We start from the raw sequence: 19234 nt of genomic DNA, 5'->3' as shown, positions 1-19234 counted from the left end.
TCAGTACCAGGCGATGACCCGGCACGGACCACCCGAACCACCCGCATGCGTCGGCGCTCCCACCATCACCGTGGCGCCGACGGCCGGAAGTGCGGACAGATTTGCGATGGCTTCGACTGCGTACTTTCCTGAGCCCAAAGCGCTTCGGTGAGCCCCGTGGGTGGTGCTTCGGCCCGCGTCGATGCTGAGGGTGTCCGAGCCCACGGCGACGATGTTGCGCTCGCGGACGAGAAAGTCGATCGCCTCGGGGTTGAATCCCGGTGTGTGTTGCACGCCGAGTGCATCTCGATTCGTGAAGGCGCCACCGGCACCGGCCCGGGTATCCCAACCCGAGTTCATCGCAACCAGGCTGCGGGGAGCGATGGTCCCGTGGAGGGACTCCCAATCGAGGATATCCTGGCGGGTGAGCAGTGTGTCGGGGTCGACGGAGGCTCGGGCACTGATGTCGACGACCGCAATCGGCACGACGAGGTCGGCGACGGGAATCTTCTCGACGGTGATTCCGTCCGCACTGGCGTGTGCGGGAGCGTCGATGTGAGTACCAGTGTGTTCTTCGAGGCGGAGTTCGTTGAGGTAGAAGTTTCCACCTGACTCGGCGGAGCCGAGCGAGCCCAGAGATCCGGCGGCGTCGGCGATCTTCGCCAGGTTCCTCATCTCGAACGAGCGCGCGCCCGGCCACACCGGGAACTCCGGCGTCAGTACGTGGGTCAGATCGACAATGGTCCGACCCGATGGCGTTGCCGACGCAGTGGGCTGTACAGCGCCGGCCATGACGGTCGCGCCGAGGGCACCGGTGCCCAGCGCCGCGAACATCGATCGACGGCTGATCTTCCTGCCTTCGCGTCCGATCGATTCGTAGACCTCCGACAAGACCTTCGGTGAGCACATCAGAAACTCCAGATCACTGGGATCAACACCGTTGCAACTATCAGGAACCACAACAACATCGGGAGTCCGAGCTTCCAGTAGTCGCCGAACTTGTAACCACCAGGGCCCATCACCATCATGTTCGCGGGAGTGGCTACGGGCGTCAGGAAGGAGGCCGCGGCAGCGACGGTGACCGTCATCAGAAGGGGCAGCACCGAGATGTCGAGTTCGATGGCGACCGAGATCGCGATCGGCGTGATGATCAACGCGGTTGCAGTGTTGCTGATCAGCTGGCCCAGAGTCGCCGTCACGACGAAGAGTCCAGCGACGACGACATACGGGCTTGCCCCACCGACGACGTCGACAAACGCATGCGCGAGCTTTTCGGCCGCGCCGGTCTGCTGGATTGCGGTCGACAGCGGGATCATTCCGCCGACGAGAATCAACGTGGTCCACGAGATGGACCGATGCGCCTGCTCGACGCTGATGACTCGTAGCAGCACCATCGCACATGCCGCGAGGAGTCCGGCTATCGCGGACGGCACCAATCCGAACGTCAGCATCACTACCATCGCCGCAACGACGACGAGAGCGATGACCGCGCGGGTTCCCAACGGGGCTGCCTGCTTACGGATCTGGGCAGGTGCGTCGACCACGAGGACGTTCGGATCGACGGCGGTGTGGGTGTCGAGATCGTCCCAGCTTCCTTGCAGGAGAAGCGTGTCACCGGCCGCCAACTTGACGCCCTTGGGGCCGCAGTCCTCACCGGCGCGCTGGACTGCGAGTATCACCAGATCTCCACTGTCGGTCACCATGCCCGGAAAAGCCCTGTCGCCGATCATTTCCGAGCGCGGCGGGATGATCACTTCGACCACGCCGTCGTGCTTGGTGATCAAGGGCTCTGCGGACGGCGCATCCTTTCCCATGAGCTGATACTGCTTCGCGAGGGTCTTGGCATGCCGGCTCAGGTCAGGCGACATCGACGTCCCCGCACGATGGGGGAGGACGTGAGGACCGAGAAGTACGGCGATCGCAATCGTTCCCAATACGAGCGGCGCACCGACCAAGGTGAAACTGAAGAACCCGAAAGCACCGGCCCCGGATTCCTCGGCGGCTTCGGAAACGATGATGTTGACCGGTGTTCCGGTCAAGGTGAGCATCGATCCGGCATGGGCGGCAAATGCCAACGGCAGAAGCAGTTGTGACGTCGATTTACCGAGACGTACCGCCAAGACGACCACCATCGGTACCAACGCGGCTACGGCCCCGTTGACGCTGATCAATGCGGTCAACGCGGCAACCAGCAACATGATCGCACTCACGAGACGGACTCGGGATTCGCCGACTTTCGCCAGCAGTTTCTCGCCCGCCCATGTGGTGACACCGGTGGCGTCGAGGGCTTCGCTGACGACAAAAAGCGCGGCGATGAACACCACCGTGGGATCGCCGAATCCGGCGAGCGCCTGCTCCATCGTGATCACACCGGTGGCGTACAGCGCCAGGGCAGTGCCGATCGCGATGATGCCGACCGGGATTCGGCCGATCACGAACAGCGCCACGACCAGTGCAAGCACGACGAAAGTGATGGTGATGTCATTCACGATTCGTAAAGGTACCTGCTCATACAGAACGGCCCCGTCTCGCAAGTGAGACGGGGCCGTGGGACGGACGCGAGGGGAATTAGTTGGAGGCGGCGATGCGGGCCTTCTCGAGAGCGGCCAGCGTGCGAAGAACCGTGGCCTTCTGCTTGTTCAGATCGCTCAGTCGTGCGCGAGCCGGCAACCCTTGTGCGAGTTCGGCGACCTTGATCTGCTCGTCGATCGAACCGAGCTGATCGAGAAGCCCTAGGACGCGCGTCTGGAGCGTGTCGATGTCCACGGTGTCGGTCTTGACCGGAGCGGCAACACGCGTCGCTGTGCCCGTGCTGGCGGGGCGGGAAGCGCGTGCGGGTGACGTGTCGGCGACAACCGTTGCGGCGCGGGGCCGAATTGCCTTGCGAACAGCGGCCGCATCAGGAAGGACGTCCATACGGATCTCGTTCAGGACTCGGCGTGCCTCGCGTGCGTTGACGCGGTACTCGCGCTCTTCGTCGTCGTCGGACTGCAGCGTGCCGCCGAGCGGGCGCAGACCGTACATGCCGAGGAAGCGCTTGGCGTCGTCGATGATGCCTTCGTTTTCACGGCATTTTCCGCAGCGGGGTTCGTTGCGGAACATGTCCACGGAGTTGTCGTCTCCGCACCAGACACAAGATCCTGGGCGCCACCGCCGGATCGTCGGAACTGATGAATTCAGGGAATGAGATTCGGGCCGGGATTCCAGGGTTTGCGCGTCGATCACGACGAGCCACACTAGGCGAAGATTGCGGCGCGGTGAACACCGCCCCAACATCGACCTGGGTTTCTCGACGGGAGCGTGATCAAGATCATGTCAATCGCCGCATTCGGCGGTATTCGTGTGTCCCACAGGTGGTTTCATGATGACCGGGTGGTCTGTTTCTGAGACCTTCACGAAGACGACGACGGGCGCGTACCGGTGACCGTGAAGTCACAGGTACGCGCCCGTAGTGCGGCGCGAGACTAGGCGCTGCCGTTGAACAGCGAAGTCACAGAACCGTTCTCGAAAACTTCCTTGATGGTGCGAGCGAGCAGCGGTGCGATGGACAGCACCGTCAGCGTCGGGAACTTCTTCGACTCGTCGATCGGAAGTGTGTTGGTGACAACAACTTCCTTCGCGCCACACGTCGACAGACGCTCGGCCGCAGGGTCGGAGAGGACGCCGTGGGTTGCAGCGATGACGACGTCACCTGCACCGGCCTCCTTGAGCACCTTGACCGCGCCGGCGATGGTTCCGCCGGTGTCGATCATGTCGTCGATCAGGATGCAGGTGCGACCTTCGACCTCACCGACGACGCGGTTGGACTTGACCTGGTTGGGTACCAACGGGTCGCGCGTCTTGTGAATGAATGCCAGCGGTGCTCCGCCGAGCGAGTCGGCCCACTTCTCGGCGACACGAACGCGGCCCGAGTCGGGGGACACCACCGTGATGTTCTCGAGGTTGTAGCCCGCGCGAATGTGGTTGGCCAACTGGCTGTGTGCGTGCATGTGATCGACGGGGCCGTCGAAAAAGCCCTGGATCTGATCGGTATGCAGGTCGACCGTGATGATGCGATCGGCGCCGGCGGTCTTGAGCAGGTCGGCAATCAGGCGAGCGGAGATCGGCTCGCGTCCGCGATGCTTCTTGTCCTGGCGGGCGTACGGGTAGAACGGAAGAACGGCGGTGATGCGCTTTGCCGATCCACGCTTGAGAGCGTCGATCATGATGAGCTGCTCCATCACCCACGTGTTCAGCGGTGCCGGATGACTCTGCAGGACGAACGCATCGGAGCCGCGAACCGACTCTTCGAATCGAACGAAGATCTCACCGTTCGCGAAGTCGCGCGCGGTCTGCGGGGTGACGCGGATGTCGAGTTCCTTCGCCACCTGCTCCGCCAACTCGGGATGTGCGCGACCCGAGAACAACATCAGGTTCTTCTGGTTGTCGATCCAATTCGCAGTCACTGGTTCATGCCGTCCTTTTGTGCTTGCCGGTCGATCTGGTGGTGATCTGTGCTGTCTGTTGTGCAGGGCTGTCAGGTTGTTGCAGGGCCGTCAGGTTGTGCAGCTGCTGCAGCGGCATCGGCCGCGGGTGTGCCGGGACGATTCTTCTGGACCCAGCCCTCGATGTTGCGCTGCACCCCACCCGAGACGGCGAGCGCCCCAGGCGGTACGTCGTTCTTCAAGACCGTGCCCGCACCCGTGTATGCGCCGTCTCCCACGACGAGAGGGGCGACGAACATGGTGTCGGAGCCTGTTCGGACATGCGACCCCACCACAGTACGGCTCTTGTTCACCCCGTCGTAATTGACGAAGACGCTCGAAGCTCCGATATTGCTGTGATGGCCGATGGTGGCGTCGCCGACGTAGGTAAGATGCGGAATCTTCGAATGCTCGCCGATATCCGCGTTCTTGGTTTCCACGTAGGCGCCGATCTTGCCGTGTGCCCCGAGGCGGGTACCAGGCCGGAGATAGGCGAAGGGGCCGACAGTCGCGTCCGCGCCGACAACGGAGTCGGTCCCGTGCGAGCGGACGACGACTGCGCGCTCACCGACTCTCACGTTGTCCAAGGTGGTATCCGGGCCGATCACGGCGTCTTCGCCCACCGAGGTCGTGCCGGTCAACTGAACTCCGGGCAGGAGCGTCACGTCCTGTGCGACGTGCACGCCGCAATCTATCCATGTGCTCGCAGGATCGACGACGGTGACGCCGGCACGCATCCACTTCTCGAGGATCCGACGGTTCATCTCGCGGGCGAGCATCGAGAGCTGCACGCGATCGTTGGCCCCCGCGACGAGAACCGAATCCGCGATGTGCTGAGCACGAACACGCTTGCCCGCGCGACGGGCGATCATTATCACATCGGTGAGATAGAACTCGTGTTGTGCGTTGTTGGAGTCGAGGGACGCCAGCGCGTCGCGCAGAGTTTCGAAGTCGAAGGCGTAGACCCCTGAATTGACTTCGGTGATCGAGCGCTGCGAATCGGTGGCTTCCTTCTCCTCGACTATGGCGTTCACCTCGCCGTCCGTCGTACGAAGGATTCGCCCGTAGCCGGTGGGGTCGACGGCCGTCGACGTCAACACCGTCACCGCGGCCGCGGGAGCAGCCGTGTGCTGGGCGAGGAGGTCTGCGATGGTCTTGCCGTCGAGCAGAGGCACGTCGGCGGCTGTGACGAGTACGGTCCCGGAGAAGTCGGCCGGCAACCCCTCGAGCCCACAACTGACAGCGTGCCCGGTGCCCTTCTGCTCGTCCTGAACGGCGACGGTGACGGAACGGTCCAGTTCCCCGGCGACTGCGTTCACGGCTTCGGTGACACGCTCACGATCGTGACCGACGACGGTCACCAGGTGCGTGGGATTCAGTGAGGTTGCCGCGTGAAGCGAATGTGCCAGCATGCTGCGTCCGGCGAGAGTGTGGAGGACCTTGGGAGTCTTCGACTTCATTCGTGTACCGGCACCCGCTGCGAGAACGATCACGGCGGTCTGCACTGGTTTGAGCTCCCTCTGTCGATCAAGACATACATTCCGCTCGGGAAAGCATGTTGTTCACCAGCTCCGCCGCCAGGACTCGAACCTGAACTATCTGAACCAAAATCAGAGGTGCTGCCATTACACCACGGCGGATTGCCACGCATTGCCGAGCCTTGCGGCCGAACGCGCGAGAGAATAATCGCATGCCGACCCGCCGTAGGTCGAACCGCTCCTCCGATCGGGCCCCTGAAGTCCCGATAGGCTGAGCGTCCACAGCAGTAATTTGTGTGTCGGCGAGAGGAAGACAATGGCGACGGTGTCCGGTTCGGGTGGCGGGGATCCAGTTCCCGAACGAGTGACACGGATCCGGATGACCGGTACCCAACGTCGGCAACAGCTGATCGAGATCGGGCGGGCATTGTTCGCCGAACGGGGATACGAAGCGACCTCGATCGAGGAGATCGCCCAGCGCGCGAACGTGTCCAAGCCTGTCGTGTACGAGCACTTCGGCGGCAAGGAGGGGCTGTACGCCGTCGTAGTGGACCGGGAGATGTCGCGACTCCTCGAGATGATCACGTCTTCGCTCTCACAAAATCGCTCGAGAGTTCGAGTCGAGCGGGTTGCGTTGGCTTTGCTCACCTACGTGGAAGAGCACACCGACGGATTTCGGATACTCGTGCGCGATTCGTCCGTTGTCGCGCCCAGTGGGACATATTCGAGCCTCCTCAACGACGCGATCAGTCAGGTGGGCTACCTGTTGGCGGGGGACTTCTCCAGACGCGGTTTCGACCCCGGACTAGCAACGATGTACGCACAGGCGCTTGTCGGCATGGTGTCCACTACGGCTACTTGGTGGCTCGACGAACGGACTCCGTCGAAGGAAGTTGTCGCCGCTCACCTCGTGAATTTGTGTTGGAATGGGCTGACGAATCTGGAAGCCGATCCACAATTGGAGGGTTAACCAGGCGCGCCTGCCGCGCAGAGATGGATCGCGGTCTAAGCTGTGTTCGCTGTATCACGATCGTTTGATGGGCAAATGTCTCATTTGTTTGCAGGGTGGGTTGAATGCCGAACCGTGCCATCCATTTTGACGCTGTGAACGGGTAAGACCAAGAATTCGTTCGATGTGTGGTGATTGGAGGCCGGATCGATGGTGAGGCAAGAGCGGGCAGAAGCCACCCGTGATTCGGTGCTGCGCGGAGCAGCGGGTGTGTTCTTGCGCCTGGGCTATGCCAATGCCAGCTTGAGCGAGATCATCGCCGAGTCGCAGGTGACGAAAGGCGCCCTGTACTTCCATTTCGGGTCCAAGGAAGAACTCGCGCGGGCGGTGATAGACGAGGGTTCGGCACGTTTCGACGCAAAATGTGAGCTCTGGTTGGACCGTCGAACTCCCGCACTCGAGTCACTGATCGGTATTTCGTCGGTCATCGTCGACATCGGTGCGCATGACGCCATGGTTAGAGCGACGTTCCGCTTGTTGGTCGAGATCGGGGACTACCGGGGCTCCGGGCCGGCGACTCTGGACGTGTGGCTCGACATTTACCGTGAACTTGCCAGCCGTGCCGCCGACGAAGGTGATCTGCGTTCGGACGCGGATTCTGCTGACATTGCTCGTTTCCTGTTGGAAGTTGCGTCGGGAGTTCGGCTGATGGCAGCCGCGACCGGGACCGTTCGTGAGCTTTCGGACTCCATGAAGGCATCGTGGAATCTGATACTTCCGATCGTGGTCCCGGAATCGAAAGTGGAGTACTTCAGGCAATTCGCGGCCCGTCGCCTTGCCAGTGATCACTGAAATCACTGGCTCTCCGCACTGCTCCTTTGGTCAATTTGCTGCAAATGTCCTGGTAGGGACATTGTTCTCTTTGTTCTGCATTCGAAACAAACTAAGAGTATGTTTATAGTGTTGATGGGAATCTGGAAGTCCGATCTTGCCGTCAATCTTCGGATTGCGGTATGTTCTATCGGTAGCTGAAGAATTGCTGAGAATGAAGGTTTGTCAGGGCAGGGTGACGGCGTCGGCGCACCGGGCAGCATAGGGGGCTGCCCGGCGTGTACGACCCCAGATGGGGAGTCGACAGATGGGTGACACTGCGCCGACGCCGATGCTCGACATCGGCCCGCGGATCGGCTGTGACGTAGTGAACGTCGTGGATGTCACTCGAAGTATCGAACTCTTCGGGCGGAGGTATCTCGATCGGACCTTCACCCCGCACGAATTGCAGACGTGCGCCGGGCCGGCGCGGGATCAACGATTGGCTGCACGTTTCGCCGCCAAAGAGGCTGTGGTGAAGGTACTGCGGCCTGGTGACGTTCCCGTTCCGTGGAGTTCCATCGAAATCACTCGGGCCGAGTGGGGTGGCTGTGGGGTGACACTGTCCGGTAATGCCGCGGAACTCGCGCGGGCCCAGGATCTGCACGATTTTCAAGTATCTATCTCGCACGAAGCGGACGTGGCCATCGCAATGGTGATCGCAACACGCTCGGGCGCTCGCATCGAAAAGAAGGACGACATCGTTGATGATTGATCAGGCAATTCGGAAAGTGCTCGTCGAGCACGGTCGGCTGGCAGTCGACGTGAGCACGATCGACGGAGAGGCCGATCTTTACGAGTTGGGTTTGACGTCGCACGCGAGCGTGAATGTCATGTTGGCGCTGGAGGATTCGTTCGACATCGAGTTCCCTGACGAGTTGTTGCGGAAGAGTACTTTCGCAAGCGTCAAGGCGATCGAGGGTGCGTTGACGGAGTTGGGTGCTGCATGAACGCTCCGCAATCGCAGTGCTCCACCGGAACGGCCCTCGAGCGGGCCGCACGGTTGGCCGACGAAGTTGCAGCGGTGTGGGCCGACGACGTCGATGCAGAAGCAAGGTTTCCGCGTGAAGCTGTCGACGCCATGCGAAGCGAACGGCTGCTGTCCGTAGCTGTGCCGAGGGAACTAGGCGGCGAAGGGCTCTCGCTGCAGGAAGTGTCGCAGATCGCCCGTGTGATCGGAACACGCTGTGCAGCAAGCGGAATGATTTTCGCGATGCATCAGACGCAGATATACTCGTTGGTCAAGCACGGCAACACCGAAGCACTACGCGAGTTTGTCGAAGAAACGGTCGACAAGCAATTGCTGTTGGCATCGGCAACCACTGAGCTGGGAATCGGTGGTGACGTCAGCCGGAGTTACTGCGCGGTGGAAGACTTGGGCGGTCACCTGCTGTTGATCAAGAACGCGCCTGTCATTTCGTACGGTGAACACTCCGACGCGATAGTCGTGACGGCTCGGCGAACACCGGAGAGTCAGCCGAACGATCAGGTTCTCGTGGTGTGTCGTACCCCAGACCTGACGCTCGAACGCACCACCGAGTGGAACACGCTGGGGCTGAGGGGAACTTGCAGTCTCGGTTACATCCTTCGGGCCACCTCGACGCCGGAGATGGTCGCCGACGTACCGTATTCCGATATCTCCACCCACACGATGCTTCCGGTCTCGCACGTCGTCTGGAGTTCGGTGTGGTTGGGAATTGCCGACGCTGCAGTCGAGAAGGCGCGCAAGTACGTGCGTGCCGCCGCCCGCAAGCAGCCCGGGGTCACTTCCCCCGGAGCGCTGCGGCTCGCCGAAGTTGCCGCTTCGGCACAACAATTCGCCGATCTCGTCGGCGCCTCTGCACGCAGGTACGACCGCGCAGTCCACGCGGAGGAAGGCGTTGCCGATTTCGAGGCGACGGGAGCGGTGGGATTTTCGCTCGCAATGAACAACCTGAAAGTCACAGCGTCGACAGCGGTGGTGGAAATCGTGGGGCAGACAATGTTGATCTGTGGAATCTCGGGATATCGCGAGGACACCGAATTCTCGCTCGGTCGGCACCTTCGTGACGCGCACGGCGCAGCGGTGATGGTGAACAACGATCGAATCATGGCAGGTTCAGCGCACATGGCTATCGGATACCGGGGAACGCTATGACGAACGAGACTGTGACGACCGAGACTGTGACAGGCGAGACCGATCTGGATCGGGCCCGGGCTGCATTTCAACGTGAACTGCTCGTCGAAGGACTTCTCGTCGAGACGGAGGTGCCGGGACTCTACGGGCGTTCCGGAGTGTTCGAGGACATCGTCGACGGTATCGACCGAGTGGTGATTGCAGCGGGGCCAGGCGACGCCGCGACTCGGCTGCGGTTCCCGCCGGTGTTCCCGCGGAGCAGTTTCGAGCGCACCGACTACATCGCTTCGTTTCCCAACCTCACCGGCGCCATCAACACCTTCGCCGGTTCCAATCGCGATCACGCGCGACTGCTGGCCGATCGCGCCGACGGACAATCGTGGGACCGCCACCTCGAGCCGACCGAGACCATGCTCGTGTCCGCAGCGTGCCATCCTGCCTATGCGCGGTACACCGGAGTTCTGCCCGAAGGCGGCGTGCTGCTGGACATCTACGGTTTTTGCTTCCGGCACGAACCGGCCATCGATCCGGCTCGCATGCAAGCGTTTCGGATGCACGAGTTCGTGACGATCGGTGACGCCGCGGCAGCGCGAGCGCATCGCGAGCACTGGATCGAGCGGGGGCTCGAGGTGCTCGGCCGGCTCGAACTCGACGCTACCCCGGTGATCGCCAATGATCCTTTCTTCGGGCGCGCCGGAAAGATGCTTGCAGCCAACCAGCGTGAAGAGAATCTCAAGACGGAACTGACAGTTCGGCTCTACGGAGATCTCGACGAGGGCACGGCGATCGTGTCCTCGAACAACCATCTCGACCATTTCGGTGTCAACTTCGACATCCGAACGGCGGAGGGGGAGGTGGCACACAGCTCGTGCGTCGGCTTCGGGATGGAGCGAATCGCGTTGTCCTTGTTGCGGACTCATGGTCTTGACGTGGCTGCATGGCCAACCTCCGTTCGTGAACGAATGGGCATCTGATGTCACGGCTCATCGACATTTCACCTGATCGCTACCGGCCCCATTCGTTGCACCAGGACGACCGCGTGTGGGCGCAGACCAACTGCTACACGGATCTGTGGATCGAAGTGTTGCATTCGCTGGGATTGGACCCCGTCCCGGCATTGGCATGTGCCTTCTCATCGCGGTTCGACGGGACTCAGTGGACGTTCCTCAAGCTCAAGGCCGAGGACATCTACGCGCTGTACGGAATCGAAGTCGCCGAGATGAACGTCTGGCGGGCACCGCTGATCCATGTCGAGGACAACCTCGCGGTTGGGATGCTGTCGACGGTTGAAGTGGACGGATACTGGCTTCCCGACACTCTTGGAACGAGCTATCACGAGGGGCACACCAAGACCACGATCGTGCCCAATCGGATCGATCGCGTTGCCGGCGAGCTCGAGTACTTTCACAACAGCGGCTACTACTTGCTGCGAGGCGACGATTTCTCCGGCGTCTTCGATCTCGATCGTTCCTCACTTCCTTCGTTCGTGCCCTATGTCGAACAGATCAGGTTGAATCCGGTTCACGCGACCAACGCCGGAAACATCGCCGAAGTGGCTCGGCGGAATGTAGCGGTTCGAGCGGTGGGTAATCCGGTGCGAGAGCTGGGACGCAAGGTGATCGACGACCTCGAATGGGTGCAGGGGGCGGGTATGGATGCGTTTCACCTCTGGTCCTTCGGGCTACTTCGTCAGTGCGGGGCCAGCGCGGAGCTGGCTGCCGACGCCAGCGAGTTCTTGGACACTGCAGGTTTCTCCGGGACAGGCGAAGCTGCGCCAGATTTCCGCAAAGTGGCATCCGGTGCCAAGAGCGTGCAGTTTCAGATGGCGCGTGCCTCCAGGGGCCGCGCGGTGGACCCGCGTGAGCAACTCGACGAGATGGCCGTGTCGTGGAAGAGGGCGATGGAAATCGTTGCCGACACAGTCGGCGTCGACTCGCATCGACACTTGAGGTTGGTCTAACAGTGCCTCGTTCGTCAGCAGACCTGCTGGCCGGCGCGATATGGCGATGCGCTGCAACCGAACCCGGATCCATATCCGACCCGGATGCCCTCGAAGCCGTGACCGAGTGGGTCGCAGCGTCCGTGCCTGGAACAGTCGTCGGTGCGTTACGTGCGGAGCAGACGGACGCCGGACGCACGAAGTCCGTTTCGTCGTCGTCTGTTTCAGAATCGTCTGTTTCATCATCGGACTGGTGGTTCGTGACTACCGTGGCCACGACCGGTGAGGGGTCGTGGCTGCTCCAGTTCGACGGTATGACGGCGTTTGCGGATGTCTGGATCGGCGGTGTCCGTGTCGCGTCCACTGAATCCATGTTCGCACCTGGGGAAGTGAGCATTCCGGCCGGAGTCGGCGCTGGTAAACGTGTCCAGGTGGCTGTTCATTTTCATTCTCTCTCCGCGATTTTGAGATCGAGGCGTCCTCGAGGACGTTGGCGCTCGTCGATGGTCCGTGAACAGGGCCTTCGGTGGATCCGAACCACGATGCTCGGTATGGCTCCCGTGTTCAGTGGTGTACCGGTACCGGTGGGTCCGTGGCGGGGTATCCGCTTGTTGGACAAGGGGATTGCCGCCGTAGTCTCTGCTGTCAAGCATGCGAGTGTTGACGGCACAACCGGTCGCGTTGCCGTCAGTGCTCGGCTCACCGGATTGCCGGCCTCGCTGGAGTACGTGACCGTGCGCGTCGGCGAACACTCGCGGCAATTGGCTGTATCCGCCGGACCGGATGGATTTCTCGAGGTGTCCGGTGTCGTCGTAGTGCCGGACGCGCAGTTGTGGTGGCCGCACACTCATGGCACCCCGCGCACTTATCCGGTGACGATGGAAGCGGTCGGAGTCTCCGAGCATCTCGGTTCAGTTGGCTTCCGGACGGTGGAGTTCGACAGATCCGATGGTGGATTCCGTTTGTATGTCAACGGCATCCGGGTGTACTGCCGTGGTTCGGTGTGGGTGCCGACCGACCCGATCTCGCTTCAAGGCGACGCCGGCACCACTCGCGTCTTGGAACGCCTGGCAGAGGCCGGCCTGAACATGATTCGAATCCCGGGGACGATGGTCTACGAGAGCGACCACTTCTGGGAGGAATGCGCGCGACTGGGCATTCTCGTGTGGCAGGACATGATGTTGGCGACGCTCGATCCGCCCGACACCGACGAATTCTTCGAACTCGTTGCCTCCGAGGTCACCGAGTTCTTGCACAGAGTGCGCGGAAATCCCGCTTTGGCAGTCTTCTGCGGCGGCAGCGAGACCGAACAGCAGCCGACCATGCTGGGCTTGGTCGATCAACACATCCCGCTCATTCATTCGAGACTGCCGGAGTTGATCTCGACGGTGGCACCCGAACTCGAGTACGTGACGTCGTCCCCCTCGGCGCCTCGCGGGGGCGAGCAATTGGCAACGCATGTCGGAAGCGGGGTCGCTCACTACTTCGGGGTGGGTGCCTATCGTCGTCCACTGGCCGACGTGCTCAGCGCGCGAGTACGTTTTGCGACCGAATCATTGGCATTTTCGATTCCACCGTCGAATGCCGTGATCGAGAACGAATTCGGTTCACTCGCCGTCGCGGGGCACCACCCGGCATGGAAAGCCGCGGTGCCTAGGGACAACGGATCGTCGTGGGATTTCGAGGATGTTCGGGACCACTACGTCTACGCGCTTTTCGGCGAAGACGCTCGTGAAGTCCGGTGGTCCGACCCGGAACGCTATCTCGACCTGGGGCGAGCAGCTGTATGTGAGGCGTTCGCATCGACGCTCGGATACTGGCGTCGCCCGGACTCTCGGTGCGACGGCGCCTTGACACTCGCACTGCGAGACCTGGAGCCCGGACCGGGATGGGGGGTCCTCGATTGGAGCGGCAGCCCCAAAGCTCCGTGGTTCGTGCTCCGTAGGAGCGCCAAACCGATCGCGCTCCTCGTCACGGACGACGGTATGGACGGATTGAGGCTCGACGCGATCAACGAGACCGCCGAACCTGTCGTCGGCGAGATCAGGTTTCGAGCGCACAGTCGGTCAGGTGTCGTCCCGGTCGACGTCGCGCTACCGGTCAAGGTGGAAGCGCATTCAAGTCTGACCTGGTCCGTGGACAGCCTTGTCGGCCGTTTCACCGACCTCACTCACGTGTTTCGGTTCGGGGCGCGGACATACGACGCCGTCACCGTCACACTCGAAGACGAAGACGGCGAGATGGTGGACGAAGTGGTCCACCTCCTGGGTGGCTCGGCGCGGCCTCGCGAGCGATCGGTCGGACTTGTTGCCACAGCGCGCAACGTCGGTGACGAAGAGTGGGTAGTCGACGTCTCGACGGATGCTTCCGCCCAATACGTTGCCCTCGAACTGCAGGGCTTCGAGCCCGAAGACTCCTGGTTCCACCTCGCGCCGAACGGTCGCAGGACTGTACGTCTACGGAGAACCGGTCAGGCGACGAAGGTGATCGGTCGCGTTCGGGCGCTCAACTCATACGTGAGTGCGGCCGTGGCGCCGCCGATCACTCCGGTCACACAATCCTCGCCGTCCAAGCGGACGTCGAAGAAGACGAGTGCTACGGGAAACTGAACGGATCGGCCTGCGCTGCGAGATCTCACACCGATAGAATCGAACCGGCGCACAACTCTGCCTCGGTGGGGATATTGCGCTCGGGCTGTGCGTCCGCAACCCGTCATCACTGTTCAGGAGCGCGTTCGTTGACTTCCTTGTCCTCTGCCCAGACTGCGCTCGCTGGACTCGCCGAGGTCGCCCTCGCAGATGCCGCGTTCACTCCGGTGATCGAATCCATCGGCTCGGCCGCCTTGGACATCGTGGCTCCGAAGCCGGCTCGACCGTTCATCGCCGCTGCACTCGCCGCTCGCACGCCGGTGCTGCTGGTGACGGCCACCGGTCGTGAAGCCGACGATCTCACTTCGGAACTCACCGAGATGCTCGGTGGAGGAGTGGCGCAGTTTCCGTCGTGGGAAACATTGCCGCACGAGCGACTGTCGCCGAGCGCGGATACCGTTGGGCGACGGGTGGAGGTACTGCGCAGACTCGCCAGACCAGACGACGCCTCGTACGGATCGCCTCTTCGGGTGATCGTCACCACGGTGCGCTCTCTCGTTCAGCCGATGGCGCCAGGCCTGGGCGAGATAGAACCGATCACGTTGCGCGTCGGCACCGAGATCGATTTCGATTCCGTTCTGGTTCGTCTGGTGGAGATGGCGTACAGCCGCGTCGACATGGTGGGAAAGCGTGGTGAGTTCGCGGTCCGTGGTGGCATTCTCGACCTGTTCTCGCCGACGGCGGATCATCCGGTCCGTATCGAATTCTGGGGTGACGAGGTATCGGAGCTTCGCTACTTCTCAGTTGCCGATCAGCGTTCGCTAGCGGACGTCGACGTCGATTCCGTGATCGCGCCGCCGTGTCGTGAACTGATTTTGACAGCTGATGTTCGTGATCGAGCTGCCGCACTCGCCGCTGAGAACCAGGCTGACGCGTCGTTGGTCGAGATGCTGGACAAGATCTCGGCAGGTATCCCCGTCGAGGGGATGGAAGCTCTGCTCCCGGTTCTCAAACCCGGTGAACTGCAGCTACTTTCCGATGTACTTCCCGAAGGGGCGCACATTCTTCTGTGTGATCCGGAAAAGGTGCGCACCCGCGCCACCGACCTGGTGCGCACCGGCCAGGAATTCTTGGAAGCATCGTGGACGGCGGCGTCGATCGGCGGCGCTGCACCGCTCGACACGTCGATCCTCAACGGCGGAGGAGTCGATCTCGGTGCCTCCGCGTACCGGTCGCTTCGTCATGTTCGCGAATCTGCCGAAGCTGCCGGCCGACCCTGGTGGACAGTCAGCCCGCTGGCGTCGGGAAACGGTGAAGAACTCGAACTCCCGGTGCATGCGGCACCGCAGGTGCGCGGTTCCGACGACCTGTTGGCCGAGCTGTTCGTCAGCCTTCGGGCGCACGTGAGCACGGGCGGTCGCGCGGCGATCGTGGTGGCAGGTGCCGGAACCGCAAGCCGCGTCGTGGAGCGACTCGGTGAAGCCGAAGTGCCCGCCAAGATGCTCGATGCCGGCGCTACCCCCGCCCGTGGACAGGTCGCGGTGCTCCGCGGATCACTGCATGACGGACTGGTACTCGCCGGCGACGACTCGACGCCTGGGATGGTGATCGTCACCGAGTCCGATCTGACCGGCAACCGCGTTGCTGCGGTCGGCGACGGAAAGCGCTTGCCGGCCAAGCGCCGCAATCAGGTTGATCCCCTCGCGCTGTCGGCAGGGGACATGGTCGTGCATGATCAGCACGGTATCGGCCGGTTCGTCGAAATGGTCGAACGCACCATCGGTGGGGCGCGTCGTGAATACCTGGTCATCGAATACGCGCCGAGCAAGCGCGGTCACCCGGGCGATCGTCTGTTCGTCCCGATGGAATCGCTCGATCAACTCTCCCGATACGTCGGTGGGGAGTTGCCGGCGCTGAGCAAGCTCGGTGGATCCGACTGGGCAAACACCAAGCGTAAGGCCCGCAAGGCAGTTCGTGAGATCGCGGGCGAGCTGGTTCAGCTCTACGCAGCGCGTCAGGCTGCTCCCGGGCATGCGTTCGGCCCGGACACACCGTGGCAGAAGGAACTCGAAGACGCATTCGCGTTCACCGAGACGATCGACCAGTTGACCGTTATCAGTGAGGTCAAGGCCGACATGGAGAAGCCGGTTCCGATGGACCGGGTGGTCATCGGTGACGTCGGGTACGGCAAGACGGAGATCGCCGTCCGCGCCGCGTTCAAGGCAGTGCAGGACGGCAAGCAGGTGGCGGTGCTGGTGCCGACGACTCTGCTTGCACAGCAACATCTTCAGACCTTCACCGAACGAATGTCGTCGTTCCCGGTGAAGGTGCGAGGGCTGTCCCGGTTCACCGACGCCAAGGACTCGAAGGAAATCATCGCCGGCATGGCGGAAGGTGAGATCGACATCGTCGTCGGTACTCACCGGTTGCTGCAGACCGGTATTCGCTGGAAGGACCTCGGGCTTGTGATCGTCGACGAGGAACAGCGATTCGGAGTCGAGCACAAGGAACACATCAAGGCGCTACGCACCCACGTCGACGTCCTGACGATGTCGGCTACCCCGATTCCTCGTACTCTCGAGATGAGCATGGCCGGGATCCGCGAAATGTCCACGATCCTCACACCGCCGGAAGAACGTCATCCTATCCTCACGTACGTCGGCGCGTATGCGGACAAGCAGGTTGCCGCGGCCATCCGGCGTGAACTTCTGCGCGACGGTCAGGTCTTCTACGTTCACAACCGTGTCAGCTCGATCGACAAGGCAGCCAAGAAGATCCGCGAACTCGTCCCGGAGGCTCGCGTCGTCGTCGCGCACGGTCAGATGAACGAGGACACTCTCGAAAAGACCGTGCAAGGATTCTGGGAACGCGACTTCGACGTGTTGGTCTGTACCACGATCATCGAAACCGGTCTGGACATCTCGAACGCGAACACACTGATCGTCGAACGCGCGGATTCGCTGGGCCTCTCGCAGTTGCATCAGCTTCGCGGACGCGTCGGGCGTAGTCGTGAACGTGGATACGCCTATTTCCTGTACCCGGCCGAAAAGCCTTTGACGGAAACGGCATACGACCGACTGGCAACGATTTCGCAGAATTCGGACCTCGGCGCGGGTATGGCCGTCGCGATGAAGGACCTCGAAATCCGTGGAGCCGGAAACGTTCTGGGCGCAGAGCAGTCCGGCCACGTCGCGGGGGTCGGGTTCGATCTGTACGTCAGGCTGGTCGGTGAGGCGGTCGAAGCCTTCCGGGCTGCAGCCGACGGCAAACCGATCACAATGGACGAGGGCACGAAGGAAGTCCGGATCGACCTACCGGTGGACGCGCACATCCCGCCCGACTACGTCACCAGTGACAGGCTCAGGTTGGAGGGGTACCGCAAGCTCGCTGCGGCAACTGATTCCGACGGCATCGCTGCCGTAGTCGAAGAACTGGTCGATCGCTACGGCCCACTGCCCGAAGAGGTTCGACGGCTGATCTCGGTGGCCAAGCTTCGACTGCTCTGCCGCGAGTATCAACTGGAGGAAGTCGCCGTCACCGGAACTCAGCTCAAGATCTCGCCTATGTCACTGCCCGATTCCAAACAGATCAGGCTCAAGAGGATCTATCCGAGCGCGCAGTACCGGGCAACGACCGGGCTCGTGCAACTCCCGCTGCCTCGCACCGGCGGAGTCGGCTCGGATCGCCTGCGGGACGTCGAATTGCTCCAGTACATCGCGGACTTCATCCTGGCGATTGACGGGCGCGCCGCCGGTGCTGTCCTGGTCGAGGCGTGAGCACACGGTGAACGAATCGCCCGTCGTCGTACTGCTCGATCCTTTGCGGCCGCATGTCTTTCCGCTGGAGGCGCTCCCGTTCCTGTCCGGCGCGATCGATATCGACCCGGACGTCCCCGACTCGGTACGCGGCGCACTGCCGGCCACGACACCCGGCGCCGCGGTGACTGTGATGATGGACACCGCCGAGCCGAAGATCGCGGCGTTGTCTGCCGCTGGGGTAAAGATGATTCGCGCCGAACCCATTCACGGCGATCGACTGGTGGAAGCGGCGTCGATCATGGACCGGTTGTGGAATCGCGGCGGTTGGGAGTCGACCCAGACGCACGAGAGCCTCTCCGTTTACCTCGTCGAGGAGACCTACGAGGTACTCGACGCGATTCGAAGCGACGACGAGAGCGATCTTCGGGAGGAACTCGGAGACCTGTTGCTTCAGGTGTTGTTCCACTCGCGGATCGCTCAAGCACACGGTGTTTTCGAATTGGACGACGTGGCCGGTGCATTGATCGCGAAACTCGTGCACCGCAGCCCGCACCTGGTCAGTTCCGGGGCGGTCGACATCGCTGAGCAAGAGCGGGCGTGGGACGCTTTGAAGGCTGCCGAGAAGGCTCGCGCGTCATCCATGGACGGCATCGCTCGGTCGCAGCCGCCGTTGCTCCTCGCCGAAAAAGTACTGAGCAGGGCCGCCAAAGCTGGTGTGATCGAAAGCGCCGATGAAGCTGATCTGGAAGCTCTGATCGAGCAGTGCCGACGCGCCGACACTGCACTCCTGGGCGCCCTGGACATGCTGATCGCCGACATTCGGATTCGTGAGGGAAGACGTCTCGAAGACGTGGAGGATTAGCCCACTTTGACGTAATTGCCCGGTAATCACCTGGCAATCGGAAAATAGCTTGGGCTTGGTGAGTGCAGTTGAAACAAACCTAAGGTATGTTTACGTACGAAATGAGCAACACTGGGTCGTTTTCTTGCATGAATTGGCCTTTGATCGGCGGTTATGTAGGGGGGTCCGATGACGGTTCATTTCTGCACTGCGAGCAGCGAGGTACGGCAACCGGCGGGGTGTTGCCGTACCT

15 protein-coding genes and 1 tRNA gene are annotated in these 19234 nt (G+C 62.0%); 10 read left to right on the top strand and 6 right to left on the bottom strand.

The features are described 5' to 3' along the window. The 6 genes from P0M12_RS03645 to P0M12_RS03620 all read right to left on the bottom strand — a co-directional run bounded on the left by P0M12_RS03645 (nt 1) and on the right by P0M12_RS03620 (nt 6082). On the bottom strand, nt 1–888 hold the full coding sequence (locus tag P0M12_RS03645; RefSeq protein ID WP_054827666.1) for a cyclase family protein: 888 nt from the start codon (nt 886–888) through the stop codon (nt 1–3). Continuing rightward, nucleotides 888–2468 carry an SLC13 family permease gene (locus P0M12_RS03640; RefSeq protein WP_007728891.1) on the bottom strand — a complete coding sequence of 527 codons (1581 nt, stop codon included), beginning with the start codon at nt 2466–2468 and terminating at the stop codon, nt 888–890. Before P0M12_RS03640 ends, P0M12_RS03645 begins: the two co-directional genes overlap by 1 nt. A 79-nt stretch (nt 2469–2547) precedes the next feature. Further along, entirely contained in the window at nt 2548–3081 is a 534-nt protein-coding gene (locus P0M12_RS03635) for a hypothetical protein (protein WP_058226039.1), read from the bottom strand. A gap of 362 nt (nt 3082–3443) precedes the next feature. After that, complete coding sequence (locus P0M12_RS03630) at nt 3444–4424, bottom strand: ribose-phosphate diphosphokinase (RefSeq protein ID WP_003946284.1); 981 nt, start codon at nt 4422–4424, stop codon at nt 3444–3446. 71 nt (nt 4425–4495) lie between these two features. Further along, nucleotides 4496–5947 (bottom strand): bifunctional UDP-N-acetylglucosamine diphosphorylase/glucosamine-1-phosphate N-acetyltransferase GlmU, encoded by a 1452-nt coding sequence (gene glmU, locus P0M12_RS03625; RefSeq protein WP_083291724.1) that lies wholly within the window; start codon nt 5945–5947, stop codon nt 4496–4498. Nucleotides 5948–6011: 64 nt separating this feature from the next. After that, a tRNA-Gln gene (locus P0M12_RS03620) sits at nt 6012–6082 on the bottom strand. Between the two features lie 154 nt (nt 6083–6236). Here P0M12_RS03620 and P0M12_RS03615 point away from each other — a divergent pair. From P0M12_RS03615 to P0M12_RS03570, 10 genes are all read left to right on the top strand, one after another. Beyond that, the gene (locus tag P0M12_RS03615) at nt 6237–6890 is read left to right on the top strand and encodes a TetR/AcrR family transcriptional regulator (RefSeq protein ID WP_003946303.1); all 654 of its coding nucleotides are present in this window, start codon (nt 6237–6239) and stop codon (nt 6888–6890) included. Nucleotides 6891–7079: 189 nt separating this feature from the next. Continuing rightward, complete coding sequence (locus tag P0M12_RS03610; protein ID WP_003946317.1) at nt 7080–7721, top strand: ScbR family autoregulator-binding transcription factor; 642 nt, start codon at nt 7080–7082, stop codon at nt 7719–7721. A gap of 286 nt (nt 7722–8007) precedes the next feature. Next, complete coding sequence (locus tag P0M12_RS03605) at nt 8008–8454, top strand: holo-ACP synthase (RefSeq protein WP_277377449.1); 447 nt, start codon at nt 8008–8010, stop codon at nt 8452–8454. After that, nucleotides 8447–8689 carry an acyl carrier protein gene (locus P0M12_RS03600; RefSeq protein ID WP_003946296.1) on the top strand — a complete coding sequence of 81 codons (243 nt, stop codon included), beginning with the start codon at nt 8447–8449 and terminating at the stop codon, nt 8687–8689. The genes P0M12_RS03605 and P0M12_RS03600 overlap by 8 nt, the downstream gene beginning before the upstream one ends. Next, nucleotides 8686–9876 carry an acyl-CoA dehydrogenase family protein gene (locus P0M12_RS03595; RefSeq protein ID WP_193595084.1) on the top strand — a complete coding sequence of 397 codons (1191 nt, stop codon included), beginning with the start codon at nt 8686–8688 and terminating at the stop codon, nt 9874–9876. The genes P0M12_RS03600 and P0M12_RS03595 overlap by 4 nt, the downstream gene beginning before the upstream one ends. Continuing rightward, a complete protein-coding gene (locus P0M12_RS03590) occupies nt 9873–10829 on the top strand; it encodes an amino acid--[acyl-carrier-protein] ligase (protein WP_054781160.1) in 957 nt (318 codons plus the stop codon). Before P0M12_RS03595 ends, P0M12_RS03590 begins: the two co-directional genes overlap by 4 nt. Next, nucleotides 10829–11815 carry a DUF1839 family protein gene (locus tag P0M12_RS03585; protein WP_003946304.1) on the top strand — a complete coding sequence of 329 codons (987 nt, stop codon included), beginning with the start codon at nt 10829–10831 and terminating at the stop codon, nt 11813–11815. The genes P0M12_RS03590 and P0M12_RS03585 overlap by 1 nt, the downstream gene beginning before the upstream one ends. 2 nt (nt 11816–11817) lie before the next feature. Beyond that, complete coding sequence (locus tag P0M12_RS03580) at nt 11818–14403, top strand: glycosyl hydrolase (protein ID WP_277377448.1); 2586 nt, start codon at nt 11818–11820, stop codon at nt 14401–14403. Nucleotides 14404–14531: 128 nt separating this feature from the next. Then, complete coding sequence (mfd, locus tag P0M12_RS03575; protein ID WP_030536282.1) at nt 14532–18158, top strand: transcription-repair coupling factor; 3627 nt, start codon at nt 14532–14534, stop codon at nt 18156–18158. A 7-nt stretch (nt 18159–18165) separates the two neighbouring features. Continuing rightward, on the top strand, nt 18166–19002 hold the full coding sequence (locus P0M12_RS03570) for a MazG family protein (RefSeq protein WP_030536281.1): 837 nt from the start codon (nt 18166–18168) through the stop codon (nt 19000–19002). Nucleotides 19003–19234: the final 232 nt, after the last annotated feature.

Origin of the sequence: Rhodococcus sp. RCBS9 (genome assembly GCF_029457415.1) — a bacterium.
Lineage (GTDB): Bacteria > Actinomycetota > Actinomycetes > Mycobacteriales > Mycobacteriaceae > Rhodococcus_F > Rhodococcus_F qingshengii.
The sequence above is the reverse complement of the archived record's forward strand: the minus strand, read 5'-3'. Positions and strand labels throughout refer to the sequence as shown.